At 65.2% G+C, this 21388-nt stretch carries 20 protein-coding genes; 3 read left to right on the forward strand and 17 right to left on the reverse strand.

The window, feature by feature from the left end:
* Window positions 1-16: 16 nt before the first annotated feature.
* From ACE37B_RS02035 to ACE37B_RS02045, 3 genes are read right to left on the reverse strand one after another with little or no spacing between them, the layout of a single operon-like run.
* Complete coding sequence (locus tag ACE37B_RS02035; protein ID WP_409921613.1) at window positions 17-2686, reverse strand: DEAD/DEAH box helicase; 2670 nt, start codon at window positions 2684-2686, stop codon at window positions 17-19.
* A gap of 27 nt (window positions 2687-2713) precedes the next feature.
* Window positions 2714-3484 (reverse strand): twin-arginine translocase subunit TatC, encoded by a 771-nt coding sequence (gene tatC / locus ACE37B_RS02040; RefSeq protein WP_409921614.1) that lies wholly within the window; start codon window positions 3482-3484, stop codon window positions 2714-2716.
* Window positions 3481-4074, reverse strand: coding sequence for a twin-arginine translocase TatA/TatE family subunit (locus tag ACE37B_RS02045; protein ID WP_409921615.1), 594 nt, complete (start codon window positions 4072-4074; stop codon window positions 3481-3483). The genes tatC and ACE37B_RS02045 overlap by 4 nt, the downstream gene beginning before the upstream one ends.
* A 35-nt stretch (window positions 4075-4109) precedes the next feature.
* Between ACE37B_RS02045 and ACE37B_RS02050 the strand changes: the two genes are divergently transcribed.
* A complete protein-coding gene (locus ACE37B_RS02050) occupies window positions 4110-4847 on the forward strand; it encodes a glycerophosphodiester phosphodiesterase (protein WP_409921616.1) in 738 nt (245 codons plus the stop codon).
* A 34-nt stretch (window positions 4848-4881) separates the two neighbouring features.
* Here ACE37B_RS02050 and lepB read toward each other — a convergent pair whose 3' ends face one another.
* From lepB to arc, 10 genes are read right to left on the reverse strand one after another with little or no spacing between them, the layout of a single operon-like run.
* Window positions 4882-5577, reverse strand: coding sequence for a signal peptidase I (gene lepB / locus ACE37B_RS02055; protein ID WP_409921617.1), 696 nt, complete (start codon window positions 5575-5577; stop codon window positions 4882-4884).
* 46 nt (window positions 5578-5623) lie between these two features.
* A complete protein-coding gene (pafA, locus tag ACE37B_RS02060; RefSeq protein WP_409921618.1) occupies window positions 5624-6982 on the reverse strand; it encodes a Pup--protein ligase in 1359 nt (452 codons plus the stop codon).
* A gap of 53 nt (window positions 6983-7035) precedes the next feature.
* On the reverse strand, window positions 7036-7719 hold the full coding sequence (gene prcA / locus ACE37B_RS02065) for a proteasome subunit alpha (RefSeq protein ID WP_409921619.1): 684 nt from the start codon (window positions 7717-7719) through the stop codon (window positions 7036-7038).
* On the reverse strand, window positions 7716-8510 hold the full coding sequence (gene prcB, locus ACE37B_RS02070) for a proteasome subunit beta (RefSeq protein WP_409921620.1): 795 nt from the start codon (window positions 8508-8510) through the stop codon (window positions 7716-7718). Before prcB ends, prcA begins: the two co-directional genes overlap by 4 nt.
* A 9-nt stretch (window positions 8511-8519) precedes the next feature.
* Window positions 8520-8717 (reverse strand): ubiquitin-like protein Pup, encoded by a 198-nt coding sequence (locus ACE37B_RS02075; protein WP_409921621.1) that lies wholly within the window; start codon window positions 8715-8717, stop codon window positions 8520-8522.
* Between the two features lie 45 nt (window positions 8718-8762).
* A complete protein-coding gene (gene dop / locus ACE37B_RS02080; protein ID WP_409921622.1) occupies window positions 8763-10256 on the reverse strand; it encodes a depupylase/deamidase Dop in 1494 nt (497 codons plus the stop codon).
* Between the two features lie 52 nt (window positions 10257-10308).
* Window positions 10309-12699 (reverse strand): TolB family protein, encoded by a 2391-nt coding sequence (locus tag ACE37B_RS02085; RefSeq protein ID WP_409921623.1) that lies wholly within the window; start codon window positions 12697-12699, stop codon window positions 10309-10311.
* A 58-nt stretch (window positions 12700-12757) separates the two neighbouring features.
* On the reverse strand, window positions 12758-14896 hold the full coding sequence (locus ACE37B_RS02090; protein WP_409921624.1) for a hypothetical protein: 2139 nt from the start codon (window positions 14894-14896) through the stop codon (window positions 12758-12760).
* A gap of 13 nt (window positions 14897-14909) precedes the next feature.
* Window positions 14910-16139: a saccharopine dehydrogenase family protein gene (locus ACE37B_RS02095; RefSeq protein WP_409921625.1), complete on the reverse strand. Its 1230-nt coding sequence runs from the start codon at window positions 16137-16139 to the stop codon at window positions 14910-14912.
* Window positions 16136-17857 (reverse strand): proteasome ATPase, encoded by a 1722-nt coding sequence (gene arc / locus ACE37B_RS02100; RefSeq protein ID WP_409921626.1) that lies wholly within the window; start codon window positions 17855-17857, stop codon window positions 16136-16138. Before arc ends, ACE37B_RS02095 begins: the two co-directional genes overlap by 4 nt.
* A 142-nt stretch (window positions 17858-17999) precedes the next feature.
* Between arc and ACE37B_RS02105 the strand changes: the two genes are divergently transcribed.
* Both ACE37B_RS02105 and ACE37B_RS02110 read left to right on the forward strand, forming a co-directional pair.
* Window positions 18000-18245, forward strand: a complete 246-nt coding sequence (locus ACE37B_RS02105; protein WP_409921627.1) for a ferredoxin — start codon at window positions 18000-18002, stop codon at window positions 18243-18245.
* Between the two features lie 163 nt (window positions 18246-18408).
* Entirely contained in the window at window positions 18409-19062 is a 654-nt protein-coding gene (locus tag ACE37B_RS02110) for a TetR/AcrR family transcriptional regulator (protein WP_409921628.1), read from the forward strand.
* Here ACE37B_RS02110 and ACE37B_RS02115 read toward each other — a convergent pair.
* The 4 genes from ACE37B_RS02115 to ACE37B_RS02130 form a co-directional block, all read right to left on the reverse strand.
* Window positions 19028-19810: a tRNA (adenine-N1)-methyltransferase gene (locus tag ACE37B_RS02115; protein WP_409921629.1), complete on the reverse strand. Its 783-nt coding sequence runs from the start codon at window positions 19808-19810 to the stop codon at window positions 19028-19030. The two genes, ACE37B_RS02110 and ACE37B_RS02115, sit on opposite strands and share 35 nt — an antisense overlap.
* Window positions 19807-20772 (reverse strand): ATP-binding protein, encoded by a 966-nt coding sequence (locus tag ACE37B_RS02120; protein ID WP_409921630.1) that lies wholly within the window; start codon window positions 20770-20772, stop codon window positions 19807-19809. The genes ACE37B_RS02115 and ACE37B_RS02120 overlap by 4 nt, the downstream gene beginning before the upstream one ends.
* A gap of 62 nt (window positions 20773-20834) precedes the next feature.
* The gene (locus ACE37B_RS02125; RefSeq protein ID WP_409921631.1) at window positions 20835-21029 is read right to left on the reverse strand and encodes a MoaD/ThiS family protein; all 195 of its coding nucleotides are present in this window, start codon (window positions 21027-21029) and stop codon (window positions 20835-20837) included.
* 18 nt (window positions 21030-21047) lie between these two features.
* A complete protein-coding gene (locus ACE37B_RS02130; RefSeq protein WP_409921632.1) occupies window positions 21048-21374 on the reverse strand; it encodes a hypothetical protein in 327 nt (108 codons plus the stop codon).
* Window positions 21375-21388: the final 14 nt, after the last annotated feature.

Consider the following 21388-nt stretch of genomic DNA (forward strand, 5'->3'; position numbering starts at 1 on the left):
CGATCCCCCATCGTCATCACGCCCCAACGGCGCTGTCGGCCACGACGCCGCGGAACGCCTCGCGCGCCGCCCGCTCGGCGGCTTGGCGAGTCGCGTGCTCCGGGGCCACGATCGCGACCTGGCGCAGCACATCGATGAGTTGTTTCATGGTGCGTACGAAGTCTCCACCGGTGAGTTCTTCCTCGCCGACGATCTCGGCGAATCCCTCCCCGGCGACCCACGCGTGAGCGATGGCGGCGAACGTCGGATCCGGTGCTCGGTGCACCGAGAGCGACAGCGATTGCTCGCGAGCTCGCAGGTCCTCGCTGAGGGCAGCCAGCCGCTGCCAACGTTCACGAACATCACGAGAGGAGAACCACGGTGCGGGCGGGAACTCCGCACTTCGATGCTCATACACGATGCATGCCGTCAGCGCAGCGAGATCGGCCGGCCCGAGCCCGTCGAGGAGCCCGGAGCGGATCGTCTCCGAGACGAGCAGATCGCTCTCGTGAAAGATGTTGGCCAACATCTCACCGGCCTCGCTCAACTGCCATTCGCCGACGTCGGCGTACCCGTACTCCCCGAGCACCTGCAACACGTTCTCGAACTCACGCCCCAACGATCGATGTTTGCCGTCGATGCGCTGCGCCAGTTCGGCGATCTCGAACTCGAGTCGGTCGGCGCGACCTGCGGCGTCGAGGCGGGCCCGAAGTTGCGGGTCGCGGGTCACGTCGAGTTCATCTGAACGCCGTCGTCTCTGTCGGCCGCTCGAAGCACCCCCTGACGCCGAGGTGCGATCCGACTCGATCTTCGCCGTACGCATGCGCTTGGCCACCTCACGCCGATAGTCGCGTCGTTGCGGCCCGAAGTGCTTCGGGAGTCGGATGTTGCCGACGGCGACCGGGAGACGGTCGAAGTCGTCACCGTCGGCCGTCAGGAGCTCGGCGCCCTTGGTGACGAGCGTGAGCCGCACGCCGGCTTTGCGATGCGCGATGGCCACCACCGCCACCGGGCCCTTGTGATCGCCGCGGACCAGACGAATGATGTCGCCGGGACGGAGCTTCGCCAGTGCACCACGCATCTGCCCCGCCGACGCAGCTCGCCCCTCACGACGTTCGTCCGCCTCGCGCTTGAGCAGACGCCGATACTCGTCGATGTCGCCATACTCACTGACCGCATCGCCCCGATGGGTCGCCAACGACTCGCGCTTGCGCGCCAATCGTGCCTCGATCTTCACCACGTCACGATCGGCCTGATACTGCGCGAACGACAGATTCAGCAGCCGATGCGCCTCCTCGTGCGAATGCGTGCGGATCAGATTGGCCGCCATGTTGTACGTCGGCCGGAACGCGGAACGCAGGTGGAACGACGAACTCGACGCGAGCTGCGCGACCTCGTCGAAGCGCACCCACGGGCTCCACAACACGATCGCGTCGCCGATCTCGTCGAGGCCTCGCCGCCCGGCACGGCCGGTGAGCTGGGTGTATTGGCCCGGGGTGAGTCGCTCGTGATGTTCGCCCGTGAACTTGGTGAGCTTCTCGATGACGACCGATCGCGCCGGCATGTTGATGCCCACCGCCAACGTCTCGGTCGCGAACACGACTTTGACGAAACCCGCGACGAAACAGGCTTCGACGGTTTCCTTCATCGCCGGAACCATCCCGGCGTGGTGCGCGGCGATACCGGCTTCGAGCTGCTCCACGAAACGGTCGTAGCCGAGGACCTCGAGGTCGGCGGGATCCAGTTCACCCAGCCGTTCGTCGACGATCGCACGGATCGCCAACTGTTCGGCCTGATCGGTGAGGCAGAGCCCGGCGTCGATGCACGATCTCGCCGCCTCGTCGCACTGTGCACGACTGAAGATGAAGAAGATCGCCGGAAGCAGCCCCTCGTCGTCGAGTCGTTCGACGGTCTCGACCCTGCCTGGGGTGGCGAGCCGACGAGTTCCCGACCCTTTCGATCCGCGATCGGGGTCGCCGCCACGACGATGACGGCTCGATGCGTTGCGATCACCGCGCCGGAGTCCGGATTCGTCGAGGCGCACGGCATCGCGGTTCACCGCACCGCCGACGAACATCGGCATGAGGTGGAGGCGCGAATTCGTGCGGTCCGCGACGAAATAGCGGTTCTCGAGCGCCACCGGACGCCGTGTCTCGGTGACTGCGGTGGTCGGACCACGAACGGTCGTGATCCAGTCGGCCAACTCACGCACGTTGGTCACCGTTGCCGACAGACACACCAGTTGGACGTGCATCGGCGAGTGGATGATCACCTCTTCCCAGACCGGTCCTCGATACGCGTCCTGCAAGAAGTGCACCTCGTCGAGGATGACGACGTCGAGATCGTCGAGGCTGCGACCGGCATACACCATGTTGCGCAGCACTTCGGTCGTCATCACGACGATTGGCGCATCCGGGTTGATCGCGTTGTCTCCGGTCAACAGCCCGACGGCGTCGTCGCCGTGAAGCGCGACCAGATCCCGGTACTTCTGATTCGACAGCGCCTTGACCGGGGTCGTGTAGAACGATCGTCGCCCCGCCCGTCGGGCGACCGCAATCGCGTATTCGGCCACGACCGTCTTGCCGCTTCCCGTCGGCGCGGCCACGATCACGTGCTCGCCGGCATCGATCGAGTCGAACGCCTCGAGTTGGAAACGGTCGGGTGGGAAGCCGAACGCGGCAACCAGTTCGGCTCGATCGTCGCGCATGTCAGCCCGGACGCAGCTCGCCGAGGCTCATGACGCTCGGCGACGGCGGCGCATCACACCGAAACCGATCAGCACGGCGATGAAGTACATCGCGATCATCGGCCCGGCGAGCATCATCAACGTGACCGGATCGCCCGACGGGGTGATGAGCGCTGCCAGCACGAAGATTCCGACGATCGCATAGCGCCATGCTCCGAGCAGCGTCCGGGGCTGGACTGCGTTGACCAACTGCAAGAACACGAGCAGCACCGGGAGGAGAAAACCGATGCCGAACGCAAAGATCATGAGTCCGAACAGGCCGACGTACTTGTCGATCGCGAACGCCTGATTGACCTCCTCGCCCGACCATGCGATGAGAAACTCGAGGGCGCGCCCGATCGTGAAGTAGGCCAGGGTTCCACCGAGCGAGAACAGCACGACCGAGGAGAGGACGAAGGGAATCGCGTACCGCTTCTCCTTGGCCTCCAGTGCTGGGACGACGAAGCGCCAGATCTGCCACAAGATCACCGGCAGCGCGAGGATCACGCCGCCGTACATGCCGATGCGAAGTCGGGCCGAAAAGCCCTCCGTCGGACTGAACGCGAACAGGTCCGCGGTGCAGAAGTCTTCGGGTTTCGCCTCACACAGATCCCGATACGGGCCGAGCAGGAAGTCGTAGACCTGTTCGTAGAAGACGATGATCAGGACCATCCCGATCGTCACCGCGAGGGCCGCTCGGATGATCCTGGTCCGAAGTTCGGCCAGATGCTCCGTGAGCGTCATCGTGTCGGGTACCGACGCCGCTTTGGTGTCACTCACGCCGATGCCTCCCCGTTCTGGCGCCGCTCACGAGCCGACTCCAGATCGATGGGATCGGCCCATTCGTCCACGTCCGCCGACTCGTGGTCGACGGGAGTCGCCGCGGCGACGTCGGTCGGCTCGTCCTGATCGGTCGGTTGTTCGTGCTCGGCGTGCGCGACGTGCTCCGCTTCGGCAACGGGCTCGGAGGCTCGGTCGTCTGCGCCGACCTCGTCGGATGAGTCGACGTCGCTCTCGGACGCAGGGCCCATGCGCTCGGCGGCGCGCTGGTCACCGATCGCTTGCGCTCGTGCTCGCTCACGCCGCATTCGCTCGGCCTCCGACTCCGACGACGAGCTCGATGCAGCGTCGGATCCGAGCAGCTTCGATGGGTCGGCCTGCTCGCGCAGCAGATCGGCGGTTTCGCGCATCTCACGCATCGGCTCGTCGAGCGCCGACTTCAACTCGGTCTGGAAGCCCGTTCCCATCTTCCGCAGTTCGCCGTACACCTGGGTGAACTTGCGGATGGCACCAGGCAACTTCTCGGGGCCGAGCACGACGAGGGCAAGCAGCAAGATGAAGATGATCTCGCTGCCTTGCAGATTGAACACGCGATCAGTCTACGGTCCTGGCATCATCGGGAGCTGTGCAACAGCGCCTCCCCTCCCGTCTCGATCCTCCCGTCGCCTTCGCGCACCGAGGAGCGAAAGCACACGCCCCGGAGAACACGGTCGAAGCCTTCTCCCTCGCGTTGCGACTCGGAGCGACAGGGCTCGAGAGTGACGTCTGGCTGACCAGCGACGGGGTCCCGGTACTCGACCACGACGGCGTCGTGGGACGCCGACTCCGACGCACCCCGATCGCCGAGGTCTCGAGCGCTGACCTTCCCGACCACATCCCGACGCTCGCCGAGCTACTCGCTGAGTTGTTCACCGAACAGAACCACGGCGTGCATCTCTCGCTCGACGTATGCGACCCCGGGGCCCACGAGCCGGTGGCAGAGGTCGTTCGTGCCGCGGGGTCGACGTTGCCCGAACGCACCTGGCTCTGCGACCCGGTGCTGGAACGCCTCGTCGAGCGCCGAGAGCACCTTGCCGACTTCCGTCTCGTGCACTCGACCCGTCTCCACCGGTTGAGCGAGAGCCCCGAGCTCCACGCCTCTCGGCTCTCCGCTGCCGGCATCGACGCCATGAACATGCATCACACCGATTGGAGCGGAGGTCTTGTCGTGATGTTCCACCGTTTCGACGTGTGCGCGTTCGGTTGGGATCTGCAGTTCGACCACCAACTCGAGTCCGGTGTGCGAATGGGTCTCGACGCCGTCTACAGCGATCATGTCGACGTCATGATGGACGTGATGTCCCGCGAGACCGGCGTCATCTGACGCGTTCAGCACTCCAGAGGTCGAACGTGTCGGCTCAGAGCCACTGCCACGACGACTGCGGCCAGAACACCACGAAGGCTCGACCGACGAGGTCGTCTTCGGAGATCGGCCCCAGCTGCCGACTGTCTTGTGATCCGCCGCGGTTGTCGCCCATCACGAACACATGGTCGTCGGGCACCACCACCGGATCGAAGTCGCCGCCGCAGCTCGCCGACACGACGGCCGGATCGAGGTACGGCTCGATGAGGCGTTGGCCGTCGATGCGCACCTCGCAGTCGGTCATCTCGATGGTCTCGCCAGGCAGGGCGATCACTCGCTTGATCAGATCTCGTTCGGCCCGTCCGCTGATCTGATGCAGCACCACCACGTCGCCGCGGTTCGGGTCGTGGAGTCGATACGACAGCTTGTTGACGAACACACGGTCTCCGGTGGTGAGCGTGGAGTCCATCGACGAGCCATCGACGACGAAGTGCGCGAGGACGAAGCCGCGCACCAAGAACGCGACCGTGAGCGCGACCGCGACGACAACGATCCAATCGACGAAGGCTCTCGCGCCGGAACCGAGCGGCTCGACGTCGTCTGCCTCGTCGGTCCCGTCGTCGTGGTCGTGATCGCCCCGGGTATTCATCGGGGGCGTGCTGGCGCCCGTTGCCAACGGCGCGACGGGAACTGCGAGCGGTGCGCCCGCTCGTGACGGTTCGGGAGAAGGAGACTGGTCGTCGACGGTCACGCGAACCCCACCGTACAACCGGATCGGGCGCCTCTGGCGCCAACGATCACAGCGATTCGATCAGGCGCTCGACTCGCTCGTCGCGACTCTTGAACGGGTCTTTACAGAGCACGGTGCGCTGCGCCTGATCGTTCAGCTTCAGGTGCACCCAATCGACGGTGTAGTCACGCTTGCGCTCCTTGGCCCGCTTGACGAACTCGCCGCGCAGGCGTGCACGCGTCGTCTGTGGGGGCACGTCGATCGCCGTCGCGATGTCCTCGTCGGTGCACATCCGCTCGACGAGACCTCGATCCTGCATCTTGTAGAAGGGGCTCCTCGTGCGGGACACGTCGTGATATTGCAGATCGAGCAACTGCACGCGGGCGTGGCCCAACGGAAGGTCGTGTCGCTCACGGAACGCCTCGATCAGCTTGTACTTGATCACCCAGTCGACCTCTCGATCGAGCTTGAGCGGGTCGTCTTCGATGGTCGTGATGCAGTGCTCCCACATCTCCAGCGCGCGCTGTTCGAGCGGCGGAAAACCCTTCGTGTCCGCATAGCGAAGCGCCCGATCGAGGTACTCGCGCTGGATGTCGAGCGCGCTGACCTCGCGTCCGTTGGCCAGCCGGACCGTGCGTCGACACGTGATGTCGTGGCTGATTTCTCGAATCGCGCGGATCGGATTCTCGAGCGTCATGTCACGGAGCACGACGGTCGGATCCTCGAGCATCCGCAACATGCACGCAGCGGCTCCGACCTTGAGGAACGTCGTGTACTCGCTCATGTTCGAGTCACCGACGATCACGTGCAAACGCCGATACTTCTCCGCGTCTGCGTGCGGTTCGTCACGGGTGTTGATGATCGGTCGACTTCTCGTCGTGGCCGACGACACGCCTTCCCAGATGTGTTCCGCACGCTGGGCGATCGAATAGGTGGCGCCGCGTGCGGTCTGAAGCACCTTGCCGGCCCCGGCGTAGATCTGGCGGCTGACGAGGAACGGGATCAGCACCTCGGCGTAGTGCCCGAGGTCGTCGTCACGACTGGTCATGAAGTTCTCGTGGCAGCCGTAGCTGTTGCCCGCGGAATCGGTGTTGTTCTTGAACAGGTAGATCGTGCCGCGTATCGACTCCTCCGCGAGGCGCTGCTCCGCCGACTCGACGAGTTGTTCGATGATCCGCTCCCCCGCTTTGTCGTGCACGACCAAGTCGTAGAGCGAGTCGCATTCCGGCGTGGCGTACTCGGGATGCGAGCCGACGTCGAGGTACAGACGTGCACCGTTCTGGAGGAACACGTTGGAGCTGCGTCCCCACGACACGACCCGACGGAACAGGTACCGGGCGACCTCATCGGGGCTCAGCCGACGTTGCCCTCGCAGCGTGCACGTCACGCCGTACTCGTTCTCGAGCCCGTAGATCCGTCGCTCCATCGGTTCAACCTATACGCCTCGCTGCAGCAGGACCCGACGGGTCGAGCCGCATCTCAACGCGAGTTCAGGGCGCTGCCCAACTCCTCGCCTTCGATCCGGACGAAACAGCGGCGACCGTTACCGCGGCGGAGGTGTGCGACTTCGAGATCGCTGGCCGGAATCTCCCGATCGGGACCCGCCAACGCAGCGACACCGATCGCGATCGCGCCGGCGAGGTCGAAATCGTCCTGGAACGATTCCGACAGACGGCTGCGAATCGCCTCGGCATCGCCGCCGATGGCGGCGTAATCGCGCTCGTCGACGACCGTGCCGTCGTACAGGATGTGAAACATCTGATCGCCACCGGCCTCCAAGCCGACCTCGGCAACGAGGATCTCCACTTCCATCGGCTTCATCTCATGGGTGAAGATCGTCCCGAGCATCTGGGCGTAGCTGTTGGCAAGGCTGCGAGCGTCGACGTCGTCGCGCGAGTACTGGAAGCCCTTCAGATCGGCGGCCCGAACCCCAGCGACCCGCAACTGATCGAACTCGTTGTACTTGCCGACACCGGCAAAGGCGATGCGGTCGTAGATCTCGCTCACCTTGCGAAGGGTCTCGGAGGCGTTCTCCGCGACGATGACGATGCCATCGGAATAGCGAATCGCAGCCAGCGCTCGACCGCGAGCGATGCCCTTGCGCGCGTAGTCGGCGCGATCCTTCATCATCTGTTCCGGAGCGACGTAGAACGGCATACTCATCGCTGTGACACCTCGTCCACGATCGAGGCATATCGGGTCGCGAGGTCGTCGTCGTCGAGGCGTATCCACCCGTCGACGTCGATCGTCGCGACGACCGGGTAGATGCCGCGCAACACGTCGGGGCCACCCGTCGCCGAGTCGGCGTCGGCTGCTTCCCACAACGCCTTCGCAGCGAGGTCGATGGCCTGATCGCGCTGCAGGCCGGTGCGATATCCGACCTTCACGACGGTGCCGGCGTGGAGGCTGCCCGAACCGGTCGCCACGTAGTCGCGCTCCTCGTAGCGGCCGCCCGTGGCGTCGAAATCCCAGAGCCGACCGGTCTCTCGCCGGAGGTCGTAGCCCGCGAAGATCGGGACGACGACCATGCCCTGCATGGCTGCCGGCAGGTTCGCTCGCACCATCGTCGACAACTGATTCGCCTTGCCTTCGAGGCTCAGCGCCGACCCTTCGACCTTCTCGTAGTGCTCGAGTTGGAGTTGGAACAGTCGGATCATCTCCATCGCGGGGCCAGCAGCGCCTGCGATCGCCACACCGCTGTGGCGATCGGCTTGGACGACCTTTTCCATCGAACGATGAGAGATCAGATTGCCAGCGGTCGCGCGGCGGTCACCCGCCATCACGACGCCACCGTCGTAGCGCAGCGCGACACAGGTGGTCGCGTGTGGAGCGCCGAGTGAGTGCATCACGTCGACGGCGCCGACGCCCGCGTCGAAAGTGGTCGTGAGACCAACTCGGCGCAGCAACTCCGGGAAGCTCGCGCCGGGGTCGTCACCGGGAGTGAAGAACGGCATCGACACCGTTCACTGCCCGCCCTTCTGGACATACGACTTGACGAAGTCTTCGGCGTTGGTCTCCAGCACACCGTCGATCTCGTCGAGCAGATCGTCGAGTTCGGCCTTGAGTTTCTCGCCGGTCTCGGTGACGGCGGGCGCTGCCTCGTCGACCGACTCGTCGTCACGAGTCGGCGTCTGCTTCGACTTCTGTTGGCGTTCTGCCATGTTGGTGTCTCCGGTTCTGGATGATCGAACGGCTGGACGATGACGCTATTGGCCGAGACGGTCGAGCAGTTGGCGCGCCGTCTCGCTCTCGTCGATCAAGGTACCAACGTGATCGGCGGTGCCGCGCAGTGGTTCCATCATCGGCACGCGTCGCAGTGGGTCCCTCCCGATGTCGAACACCAGGGAATCCCAGTTCGCCGCCACGATGTCGTCGGCGAACTTCTCCAAGCAGCGACCGCGGAAGTAGGCGCGCGTCGTGGTCGGCGGCGTCGTCATCGCCGCGTGTGCCTCGACCGGATCGACGATCGTGTCGAGTCCTGCTCGCAATGCCAGACACCGCTCCACACGCATGTCGTGATACTGCAGATCGATCGCCTTGAGCTTCGGCGAGTTCGCTGGCAAGTCATGTCGTGCGGCGAAGCCTTCGACGAGGCGACGCTTTGCCACCCAGTCGACCCACGTGCGAACCGAGTCGGGGTCGGACTCCAATCCGGTGAGCACGTGTTCCCAGCGCTGCATCAGGTCGGCCCCGACCTCGGCGTCGACGCACTCGAGCCCATGCGATTGCTCGTACTTGCGGGCCCGCTCGAACAGACCCCACTGCACTTCGAGAGCGGTCGCTCGTCGTCCATCGGCCAGCATGATCGTGCGCTGCAACGACGGGTCGTGGCTCACTTGGCGAATCGCCGTGACGGGGTTGCCCAGTGTCCAGTCGTCTCCGAGTTCGTCGTCTTCGATCATCGCGAGCACGATCGCGGTGGTGCCCACCTTGAGATAGGTGGCGACTTCGCTCATGTTGGCGTCGCCGACGATCACGTGAAGGCGGCGGTACTTCTGCGGATCGGCGTGCGGTTCGTCACGGGTGTTGACGATCGGACGTTTGAGCGTCGTCTCCAGGCCGACTTCCTCCTCGAAGAAGTCGGCGCGTTGGCTGAGTTGGTACTCGATGTCGTCGTTCGGGCGCCCGGGGAGTTCGCACCCGACCTTGCCCGCGCCGGTGAAAACCTGCCGGGTCACGAAGTGCGGTGTGATCTGGCGCGCAAGGCGACCGAACGGCAGTTCACGCGGCAGCAGGTAGTTCTCGTGACAGCCGTAGCTGTTTCCCTTGCCGTCAGAATTGTTCTTGTGGATGATGACCTCGGCGCCGTCGTCGAGGCGACCGTTGGCCGCGGTCATGGCCGAGCGGATGATCTCGTCGGCACCGCGATCCCACACCACGATCTCGCGGGCGGTCGTGACCTCCGGGATCGAGATCTCGGGGTGAGCGTGATCGACGTAGAAGCGCGCCCCGTTGGTGAGCACCGCGTTGACCAACGTGGTCTCGATCTCGGGTGCGAGCGAATCGTCGAGCGAGAAACCGCGAGCGTCGTTCGCCGGCTGCTCGTCCTCGAAGTCCCAGCCCACACGACTTCGCTCGCGAGCCGTCTCTGCAAGGTAGGCGTTGATCAGCAGCGAGGACGCGGTGACCGGGTTGTTGTCGGCGCCGCGCACGACGATCCCGTACTCGGTCTCGATGCCACACACCTTCGGCATTGCCATGTACAGAACCTACCGCGCCCCGCCCCGATCGTGCCGCGCCCGAGGGAGACGTTCACGCGCCATTCGTGCCGACGAACCCGGTGAGGTCGACCGTCAGATTCGTCGCCGCCTGCGAGAACACACACACCGTCCCCTCGTCCGACAACCTCGCGATGATCTCATTGCCCACCACATCACCCGGCCCATAGTTCAACGACGACGCCGTCGGCCGATCCACCCCACACGGAAACACCGTGAAGAACCCCACACCCGCCGGACGAATCGCCGTCACGTTCAACACCGCCGCCGACGCATCCTCCGGCACAGTCCCACGACCAGCCACCTGCACCGTCACCACCCCACCAGCAGCAACCACACCAAACCCCTCCGACACCCCATCCACCGTCACGCCACCCACACGCGAATCCACGAACCGCGCCGGCGTCACCGACGTGTAGGCAGCGCCCGCCGGCACATAGCCGGTGAGGTCGACCGTCAGATTCGTCGCCGCCTGCGAGAACACACACACCGTCCCCTCGTCCGACAACCTCGCGATGATCTCATTACCCACCACATCACCCGGCCCATAGTTCAACGACGACGCCGTCGGCCGATCCACACCACACGGAAACACCGTGAAGAACCCCACACCCGCAGGACGAATCGCCGTCACATTCAACACCGCCGCCGACGCACCCTCCGGCACGCGACCACCACCAACTCCACGACCAGCCACCTGCACCGTCACCACCCCACCAGCAGGCACCACACCAAACCCCTCCGACACCCCATCCACCGTCTCGCCACCCACACGCGAATCCACAAACCGCGCCGGTGTCACCGACGTGTAGGCAGCGCCCGCCGGCACATAGCCGGTGAGGTCGACCGTCAGATTCGTCGCCGCCTGCGAGAACACACACACCGTCCCCTCGTCCGACAACCTCGCGATGATCTCATTACCCACCACATCACCCGGCCCATAGTTCAACGACGACGCCGTCGGCCGATCCACACCACACGGAAACACCGTGAAGAACCCCACACCCGCAGGACGTATCGCCGTCACATTCAACACCGCCGCCGACGCACCCTCCGGCACGCGACCACCACCAACTCCACGACCAGCCACCTGCACCGTCACCACCCCACCAGCAGGCACCACACCAAACCCCTCCGACACCCCATCCACCGTCTCGCCACCCACACGCGAATCCACAAACCGCGCCGGAGTGAGCGAGGCGATCTCGCTGGAGGAGGAACCGCCGCCCGAGCCGCCACCTGAACCGCCGCCAGAACCGCCGCTGTTTCCCGGAACCGGGGTCGGCCCGACCGTTCCGGATGCTGGTGGCGTGGTTCCGAACGCGGGTCCAGCATCGGGCTGCAGGTGGGAGTCAGCGGGACCGCCGACGGTCACCGCCACCCCGGGCGCTGTCACCTGTCCAGCTGCGGGAAAGGCGTAGATGCGCGGCGTCTGGCTCGTCGAGAATGCGGACACGAGGATCTGCTCGCCGCTCGAAGAGAACGACGCACCGCTATACGACCAGACCTGGTCGAACTCGGTGACGATCCTGAGCCCGGTGCCATCTGAGTTGATCCGACAGATCAGTCCGTTGTTCTCCTGCAACTGGTCGTCGAGGAAGCCGCAGTTGAAGACGAAGCTGCGGGAATCCGGCGCCCAGTTCGGGTCGAGCGTGTTGCCGAACGGGTTGTTCGACGCGTTGGTGGCGCTCAGCGACTGTCCGGCGATGATCCCACCCGTACCCGAGGTGAACACGACCCGGGTCTGCTGCGTTGCCGGCTCGTAGAGCTTGATCTGGTCGCGGGCGTCGTCCCAGACGAGCACCTGGTCGCCGGCCGGAGCGAACGTCGGCTCGAAGCCGGTAGCCGCAGTCGGCGCGAACTGGGTCGGCGGCGTCGCGCCGGTCGCCGGGCTCGTGAACAGCTTGATCTCGAACGTGCGCTGGTCCGTGGCCCGGTACACCAGGTTGTTCCCATCCGGCGTCCACGTCGGATGCGCTGCGTTCTGGATCGGGTGGGCGTCGGAGGTGATCTGGCGATACCGCTGCTCGATCGGCACGCTCGAATCCAACAGGTAGGTCCAGATCTGCGTGTTGAACGGGCCGATGCAGACGAACGCAACCCGACGGCCGTCGGGCGACACCGCTGGATCGCTCAGTTGCTGGACGTTGCCGCTGCAGATGTTCGGCGCGAAGAACTCGGTTTCCTGGCCGTTCGGGAAGACCACGCCGATGCGCTGCGCCAGACTGCCCAGCGGATCGAACGGGTTGGACGCGATCTTGGTGAATGCGATCGGCCCGATCGGTCCCGGGTACGCCGCTTGAATGACCGGGCCACTGGTCGTGGCGACGCCGCCGACGATCGTCGACAGCGCGAGGACGAGCGCCGACGCGAACCGCCCAGCGCGAGGTGATGTCGAGTGTCGTGAACGAGAGATCGAGCGCACGCCGGGGACGGTACGAAACCCTCGACAACAGCTCGACAACAGCGCCTGCTGACGATGATCAGGACTCGGTGTCGAAGTGCTCGATCAGCTCCTCGGTGGCGTGCCACCACCAGCCGGCGCGTCGATGGAGCATCGCCTGATCGAACTCCGCTGTCGGGGAAAGGGAGAATCGAGCGACGGCCTCGTCGAACTCACCTCGCTCACGCAGTACCTGTGCGACGCGTTGCACCGATCGCCGAACGGACTGACATCGCCAGACATCACCGTCGGCGTCTCGACACGCCTCTAGCGCCGCGTCGACCACGGTGGCCGGATCGGCGTCGCCCAACAGTTCCCTCGACACTCGGTACTCGGCCTCGACGTCGTCACCCGTGCGTACCCAGATCGCCCGCAGCCCGTCTGCCGGGCAGGTGTCGCCGGGTCGTGTCCAGACCACTCCGGGTTGGTCGACCAGTTCGTAGCCGTCGACGAAGGGTTGCGACTCCAACCAACCCCGATACGCACACGACCATCCGGAGTGAGACTCGACGACGTCGGGGACGGCCACCGCGGTGAGGTAGCGGTCGAGGAGCTCAGGTCGCTGGTCACGGAGTGTCGCCAGCACGGGATCACCGAGCCAACCGAGATCCACCATGATCGAGTGCTTCGCGTACGAGACCTTGCCGAGATCGGGATTCGCCGTGATGACGTGACCGAGACCGCCGAGCTCCCGCTGCCGGACGCGTTCGGCGACGTCGTCGATCTCGGCCGCCCAGCCGATCTCGTAGGGAAGCGCCCTCGCTCGATCGGTACGAGCGGTGACGGCCACCGCCGCCACAGCGATCACGACGACGGACGACGCGACGAGAAGGCTCACGCGACGGATCCCCACGCTCAGGGACGCCGGCCAAACAGCACCAAGGACGCCGACGAGGTCGACGAGTTCCACGATCAACCACACGAGCAGGACCGGAACTGCAAGGCCGAGCACTCGCCCTGGCTCCAGCCTCGATGGTCCGGTGACGAGAAATTGCGCGACCGGCAGCGCGATGAGGCCGGCAAACACGAAGGCGCGGTTCACCTCGTCCGGTGCGATCGGGCCGCCGATCGCTGCACGCGCACCGATGGCCACGGCGACCGCAAGTCCGAGCGGCAGTATTCCTGGCTGGAGTACGACCGCGTCGATCGATCCGGCGAGACGACCCGAGGCGTCGAGCCACAGCACCACAGCAATGAGGCAGCAAGCCCCGAGTGCGCCGACCACGTCGACCGCTCGGCGCACGAACGGGTCACGCACGAACCGACGGACGATGAGCGCGACGAACGGCACGATGACGGCCAACCCGATCAGCGCAGCCGACACGAGTTCGATCGGCCCGCTCTCGCGCCCCTGCACGATCGCGGTGTTCGGCAGCCATGCACCGAAGTACCAGCGACGCACCAGATGTACGACCACGGCGACGGACAGCGGAACGACCGCAAGTCGAGCAGCGACACGCCAGCGAGCGCCGTCGACGGCGAACACCGCGGTTGTGGACACGGCAGTTGCGGCCACCGCAACGATCGCAGGTACCGAGAATGCTGCGAATTCGACACGAGCGATCACGAGGCAAGAGAGCCCGGTCGTCGCAAGTCGTCGTCCCGACGCTGACTCGACTCCCGCCAGAATTCCCGCGACCACGGCGCCCAGCGACACCAGGATCAGCGGATTCTCCATTCCTGAACCCAACCAGCCGGTGGTCGTCCACATCGACGACATGGACACGCCGATCACCCCGATGATCGCGAGCGCGATCACCTCCGATCGCGGAGATCGATCCAGGCCCCACGTCCGGTGAAGATGTCGACGGAATCCGAACGTGAGCACGCCGCCCGCTATGGCGAGCGACACACCCAGGATGACCATCGACACCACGACGGCGTCGCCTCGTTCGACGAGTTGCACCAGCGAGGCGACGACGAAATGCAGCGGGCTCGAGAAACCCTCGACCCGATCCCCGCCGGGAGACACACCGATCGTGCCGAACTCGACGAAGTTGCGTGCGTGGCTGAGCGTGATCACGCCATCATCGCGAGCGATCCACCACCGCTCGTTCGTCGACGCGAGACGGACCAGGAAGGGCAGCGACCAGATGAGACTTCCCGCAGCGACGATCGCAGCAGATGTCACCCCACCGAACTGTGCGGGCGCCCGCGACCTTTCGGTCTGTTCGCTCATGCCGCGACGAAACTCAGAGCACGTCGAAGGTGAGCCCGGCGTGGCACCGCAGCGCCTCGAGGTACTGCTCACCGAGGGCGGTCGCCGGGGTCCAGAAGCCGCCAGGCACGTCGTCGTCGCTGCGTTCGAGCAACGTCGTCGCTGCCTCGCCCAGAATCTTGCTCGTCGAGCCGTAGCCCGGATCCTGATCGCCTGTCACTTTGACGGCCAACTCGTCGCCGGAGCCGGTCACCCCGTGGAACCGCAGGTCGTAGAAGCCCTCGCGTTGCACCTGCTCGCTCGGCCCTTCGCCCGGTTCGGGCAGCACCTTGCCGAGGAGCGATCGCACCGGGCGAAGCGATGCCGCCCCCATCGCTCCCCCGAGCGCCCCAGCCAGACCGAACGCCTTCATCCGGCCGCCGATGCCGTCACCGGTCAGCATCGACTCGCCATACGTGAAGCCGTCACCCCACGGGTGTCCGAGCAACGCATGCGATCGGAACACGACCCGCGTATTGGTCGCCGCCATGACGAACGGCGCTTGCCATTCGCCGAGGCCCCTGTCGAACGTCGGCAGCGTGACGTTGGGCTGCTTGACACCCTGACGATCGCCGTCCGGCGCGAGCGCATACGGGTTGACGAGCACGCTGCGAAGCTCCTTGTCCGCCGACACCTCGTCCATCAGGTTCATCATCGACGCAATCGTCCCGCCGCTGGCGCCGCCCTTGGCCGCCTTCACTCCCATCCGAATCGACGCGCAGGGCTGTCCGAATCGCTCCATCGCCTCGCGTTGTAGGAACCAGACGCCCATGTCGGACGGCACCGAATCGAAACCGCAGGCCGGTACGAGGCGCGCGCCCGTCTCGGCCGCACGAGCCTGATGGCGATCGATCATCTTCTGCATCCACTGCGGCTCACCCGTGAGGTCGACGTAGTCGGCCCCCGACTCGACGACCGCGGCGACGAGCTTGGAGCCGTACAGCGCGTACGGACCGACGGTCGAGATCACGAGCTTCGTCGAGCCGACCATGGCAGCCAGCGCGTCGGCGTCCGCGGCATCAGCGACGATCCGGGGGACGTCGGCGCCGGTGTCGCTGGCCACCTGCTCGAGCTTGTCGGCGTTTCGCCCCGCGATCGCCCAACGCAGTGCGTCATCGGTGCCGTGCCGCTCGACGAGATACCGGCACAGGATCTGACCGACGAAGCTCGTGGCGCCGAACACGACGACGTCGTGGCGCGCTCGCCCCCGCTCGCCGGCGCTCACAAGTACTGCCCCGTCGCGACTCGCTCGATCGCCTTGCCGCCAGCGAGGTCGTCGGCCTTCGATTCCGACACCAGCGTGCGGATGAACACGATGCGTTCGCCCTTCTTCCCCGAGATCTTCGCCCAGTCGTCGGGATTCGTCGTGTTCGGGAGATCCTCGTGTTCCTTGTACTCCTGCTTGATGGAATCGAGCAGGTCTTGGGTGATCACACCGCGCGGGCCGCCGCCGATCACGCGCTTGATGGCGAGTTTCTTCGCGCGACGCACGATGTTCTCGATCATCGCGCCGGACGCGAAGTCCTTGTAGTAGAGGATCTCTTTGTCCCCGTTCTGGTACGTGACCTCGAGGAAGCGGTTGGCCTCGTCGTCGCGGTACATCTCCGTGACGGTTTCGTCGATCATCTGGGCGATGTCGTACCCGTCGCCGATCGGGATCTCGTCGGTGAGATAGTTCGCGAAGATCGACGTCGCTGCCGCTGCGTTCGGACGCTCGATCTTGATCTTGACGTCGAGTCGCCCGGGCCGGAGGATGGCGGGGTCGATCAGGTCTTCACGGTTCGTCGCACCGATCACGATGACGTTGGTCAGCCCTTCGACGCCGTCGATCTCGGCGAGCAACTGCGGCACGATCGTCGACTCCATGTCGGAGCTGATCCCCGAACCGCGTGTGCGGAACATCGAGTCCATCTCGTCGAAGAAGACGATGACCGGCCAACCTTCGTCACTTTTCTCTCGCGCCCGCTGGAACACGAGCCGGATCTGGCGCTCGGTCTCGCCGACGTACTTGTTGAGCAGCTCGGGACCTTTGATGTTGATGAAGTAGCTGCGGCCTTTGCCTTCGCCGACCTTCTCTGCGACCTTGTTCGCCAGGCTGTTGGCGACCGCTTTCGCGATCAGTGTCTTGCCGCAACCAGGCGGCCCGTACAGCAAGATCCCCTTCGGCGCCGGCAGGCGATGCTCGGCGAACAGATCCTGATGCAGGAACGGGAGTTCGACCGCGTCGGCGATCTGCTCGATCTGGGAGTCGAGACCACCGATGTCGGTGTAGCTGATGTCGGGAACCTCCTCGAGCAGCAGGTCTTCGACTTCAGGGCGAGCCAGCTTCTCGAGCAACAGATTGGAACGCGGGTCGAGTCGCAGGTGGTCGCCCGCCCGAATGATGGTGCCGCGGATCGCGTCGGCGAGCTCGCAGACCCGCTCCTCGTCGGCGCGGCCAACGACCAACGCTCGCACGCCGTCGTCCATGATCTGGCGAACGGTGACGACTTCTCCACCGATGTCGGGGGTCCGTGCCATGACCACGTTCATGCTCTCGTTGAGGACGACTTCCGCGCCGCGGTCGAGCAGCTCGTGGTCGATGTCGGGATGCAGCGTGACGCGCATCTTGCGCCCGCTGGTCAAGACGTCGACCGTGCCGTCGTCGTCTTTGCCGACCACGACGCCGTAGGCAGATGGAGGCTGCGAGAGCTTGTCGACCTCGTCGCGCAGCGTGGCGATGTGCTCGCGGGCTTCGCGCAAGGTGTAGGAGAGCTTCTCGTTCTGGGCGACGGCCTGCGAGAGCTGTCCTTTCGTCTCGAGCAACCGTTCTTCGAGCGAACGGAGTCGCTTGGGAGCATCAGCGAGCCGCGACCGCAAGTGTGCGATCTCCTCGCTCAACTCGCGGGCTTGCCTCGCCTCATCCGGGTCCATCGGGTGGTCTTCGCCTCCATCGGTCGCCATTCGTCAACGGTACACCGATGACTCATGAACATGTTTGCACGTGCTTCCCCGTGTAAACTCTTCTGGTAGCAACACGACGCACCCATCTACCGGGGCGTTCGATACCATCCGCACGACATCTGCGACAAGGAGCACCAACGACATGAAGGTCTGGATCGACCAGGATCTGTGCACAGGCGACGGCCTCTGTGAAGAAATCGCCCCCGACGTCTTCACCCTGCTCGACGACGGCCTCGCGTACGTCGTCGAGGGTGACAAGATCTTCGCCGAGGCGAAAGGAAACCCGCAAGGGGCCGAAGGTCTCGCCGAGTTCCCCGACAGCCAACTCGACGCCGTCGTCGAGTCGGCCGAGGAGTGCCCGGGCGAGTGCATCTACATCGAACCCTGATCGAGCGTCACCGAGCTTGATCGAGCAGAAGTGCTCGACTCGGTTCCTCGAATCGACATCTGAACTCAGACGGCCCCGGCGATTCGCCGGGGCCGTCGCCGTTGTCGGGTCGACACCTTCGTGGGCCGCCTCGTCGGGCGCGAAATGACTAACGTCGGCAGAGATGACCACCGTGCCCGCGAAGCGCCGACGCAACGCCCGTGGTGAAGGAGACCGGCTGCGCATCGACCTCCTCGATGCCGCAGTGGACCTGATGGCCGAACACGGCACGATCGAGGGGATCACGCTGCGGGCGGTCGCTCGTCGAGCCGGAGTCTCGGCGACGGCGGTCTACCGCCATTTCGACGACCACACCGGTTTGCTCCGTGAAGCGGTGGAGCACTGCTGGCGCAACTTCAACGAGATGCTCGAAGACGCCCAGCGCGCCGGCATCGATGCGTTCGACGCCTTCGAGCGATCGGGTCGGGGGTACGTTCGCTTCGCCATGGAGCATCAGGGTCAGTACCGCGTGATGTTCTCCAACCGCATCGCGCTCCAGGCCGATGACGACTCGATCGCTGCGAGTACGTTCCAGATCCTCGTCGACCAGACCACCGAGATGCTCCGAGCACTCGGCGACGACCGCGACCCGATCTTCGTGGCGACCCAGGTGCACACGTGGATCCACGGCATCGTCGACCTCATGGGGCGAACGCCCGACATCCCGTGGCCTGCGATCGACGATCAACTCACCGGGTTGCAGCGAACGCTGGGGCTCGTGCGTCCCGGGACGGTCGACCGACTCAGCGGTTCTTGCCGAGAAACCGAGCCACCGTGAGAAATCCGGTGTGTGCGACCATGCGATGGTCGGGCCGCACCGCCTGACCGTCGATGTGCCAACCGCGATGGAGCACCTCGACCGTGCGGCCGTCGATCCACTTGCCTTTGAGCGCCTCACGAGTCTGCGCCGCCTGGGTGATCGACGGCGTGTAGGCCACGAGGATTCCCCCCGCCCGGAGCACGAACTCGGCGTGGGGGACGACCTGCCACGGCTCGGGAAGGTCGAGGACCACGCGGTCGAACGGACCGAGGGTCGCATCGATTCCCTCGTAGCTGTCGGCGATGTGCACGTCGTACCGACTCATCGCGTCCTCGCCGAGGAAGCCTCGGACGTTGGCGCGAGCGCGGTTGGCGAAGTCTTCCCGGATCTCGTAGCCGGTGATCACCGCGCCGTACCGCAGCATCGTCATCGACAGCGCGCCGGATCCGATCCCACTCTCGAACACGCGGTCGCCGGGTCCGATGTCGGCGAACATGCAGATCGGCGCGAGATCTTTCGGATAGATCACCTGTGCCCCGCGTGGCATTTCGACGACGAAGTCCTCCAGCGTCGGCCGCAACACGATGTACTCACCGTTCTTGGTCGAACGCACCACGCAACCTTCGGGTTGACCGATGATGTCGCTGTGGCGCACGAACCCGGCGTGACTGTGGAACTCTCCGTCGTCGGTGAGATCGACGAGGTAGCGACGCTTCTTCGCGTCGAGGAGCACCGCCTTGTCGTCGCTGCGGAAAGGGTTGCTCATCGTCGTCCTCGTCTTCCCAGTACCAGTTCGACCGGTACCGGCTCGTGTGCGCTGGCTGTGTCGACCAATCGGCAGAACGCGCACAGTTCCGTCGTGGTGGGTGATCCGCATTGCTCGCAGTCGTGCACATCACCCGAAGCTGCAGCGGACTGCGACGCCAGCAACGGCGCCATCTTGTCGATGAAGTTCAGGTAGAACGCCGACTTCGAACTCGGCGACGCCTGTTCGATCGCGTTCAGCGTGTTCTTGTGGTGCAAGTGCCGGTTTCCGCTCGACATGGGGCATTCTTCGACCAGGTAGTCGATACCTCGCAGCAGACACCATGCGGCGGTCTCGCGCTCGGTGAGACGCACCAGCGGCTTGGCCTTCTTGGGAAAGCCGTTCGCCGCCGGGAGCACCGGGAGTTGTCGGGCGAGGTACTCGATGTCCCAGCGCAACACGTTGCCGAGCAGCACCGCGGCCTCGTCATCCAGGTTGTGGCCGGTCACCACGACGTCGTAGCCGCCCTCACGCGCCGCTCGGTCGAACAGGTGACGCTTCGACAGCCCGCACGCGGAACAGGGTTTGCGCTTCGCCGCTCTCGCTGCCGTCGGGACGTCGTAGCCGTAGTCGTCGCGGAGGTCGACGGTCACGAGATGGAGTGATCGAGACGCAGCGAATCGCTCGACGTACGCTCGGCTCTCGTCGGAGTAGTCCCCGATCCCGAGCCCGACGTAGAAGCCGTCGGCCTGGTAGCCGGCCTCGACCAGGAGATCCCAGATCGCCAGCGAGTCCTTGCCGCCACTGACTGCGACCAGGAGTCGGTCGCTGCGATCGAACATGTCGTAGTCGTCGATCGCCTTGTCGACCTGACGTCGGCACAGCTGGAGGAAGTGGTCGGCACAGAAGTTCGCGTTGTGGCGCGGTAGATCGATCACTGCGGGCGCCTTGCAGGCGCGGCACTTCGATCCGCTCGTCGCCATGAGGAGGTCAGTCAATCAAACCGAGACACGATGCCCGACATCGGTGCTGGCCGCCAGCCGACTCACCCACCCGAGATCACGGGTCGGATCTCGATCACGTCGTCGTCGGCCAGACGGGCGTCACCGGGCAGCAGGGTGCCGTTGCAGATGACGAGATGCGCTTCGCGTACCAGTTCGAGGTCGTCGAGCAGGCGATTGACCGTGCGGCCGCCCGCCAGTTCGATCTCGCGAGCCGGTTGACGGAGCCGGACCAACATGAGCAGTCGACACCGGACCTATCGAACGCGGATGCCTTTGCCGGGACGCGCCTTCGCAACGTCGGCAACGGCACGGTCGACGAGCGCCTGCTTGGTGATGCCCTGGCGCTTTCGGTCCTTCTTCGACATCGGTGCCGCGTTGATGACGTTGACGAAGCTGTTGGTACCGACCCGCATCGTGCCCAGCGATTCGGGGTTCTTCCCGACCGCCTTCTTGATGATCCCTTTGCCGAACACCCACACGGCAACGACCTTCCAGAACGTGCTCTGGCCCAGCACTCCACCCCAGATGGCCTTGCGCCGGATGATGACGGCGGGACGAAGTGCGTAGGGAAGAAGTGCCATGTGCTGGTTCTGGT

Source organism: Ilumatobacter sp., assembly GCF_046290335.1.
In the GTDB taxonomy this organism is placed as follows: Bacteria; Actinomycetota; Acidimicrobiia; order Acidimicrobiales; family Ilumatobacteraceae; genus Ilumatobacter_A.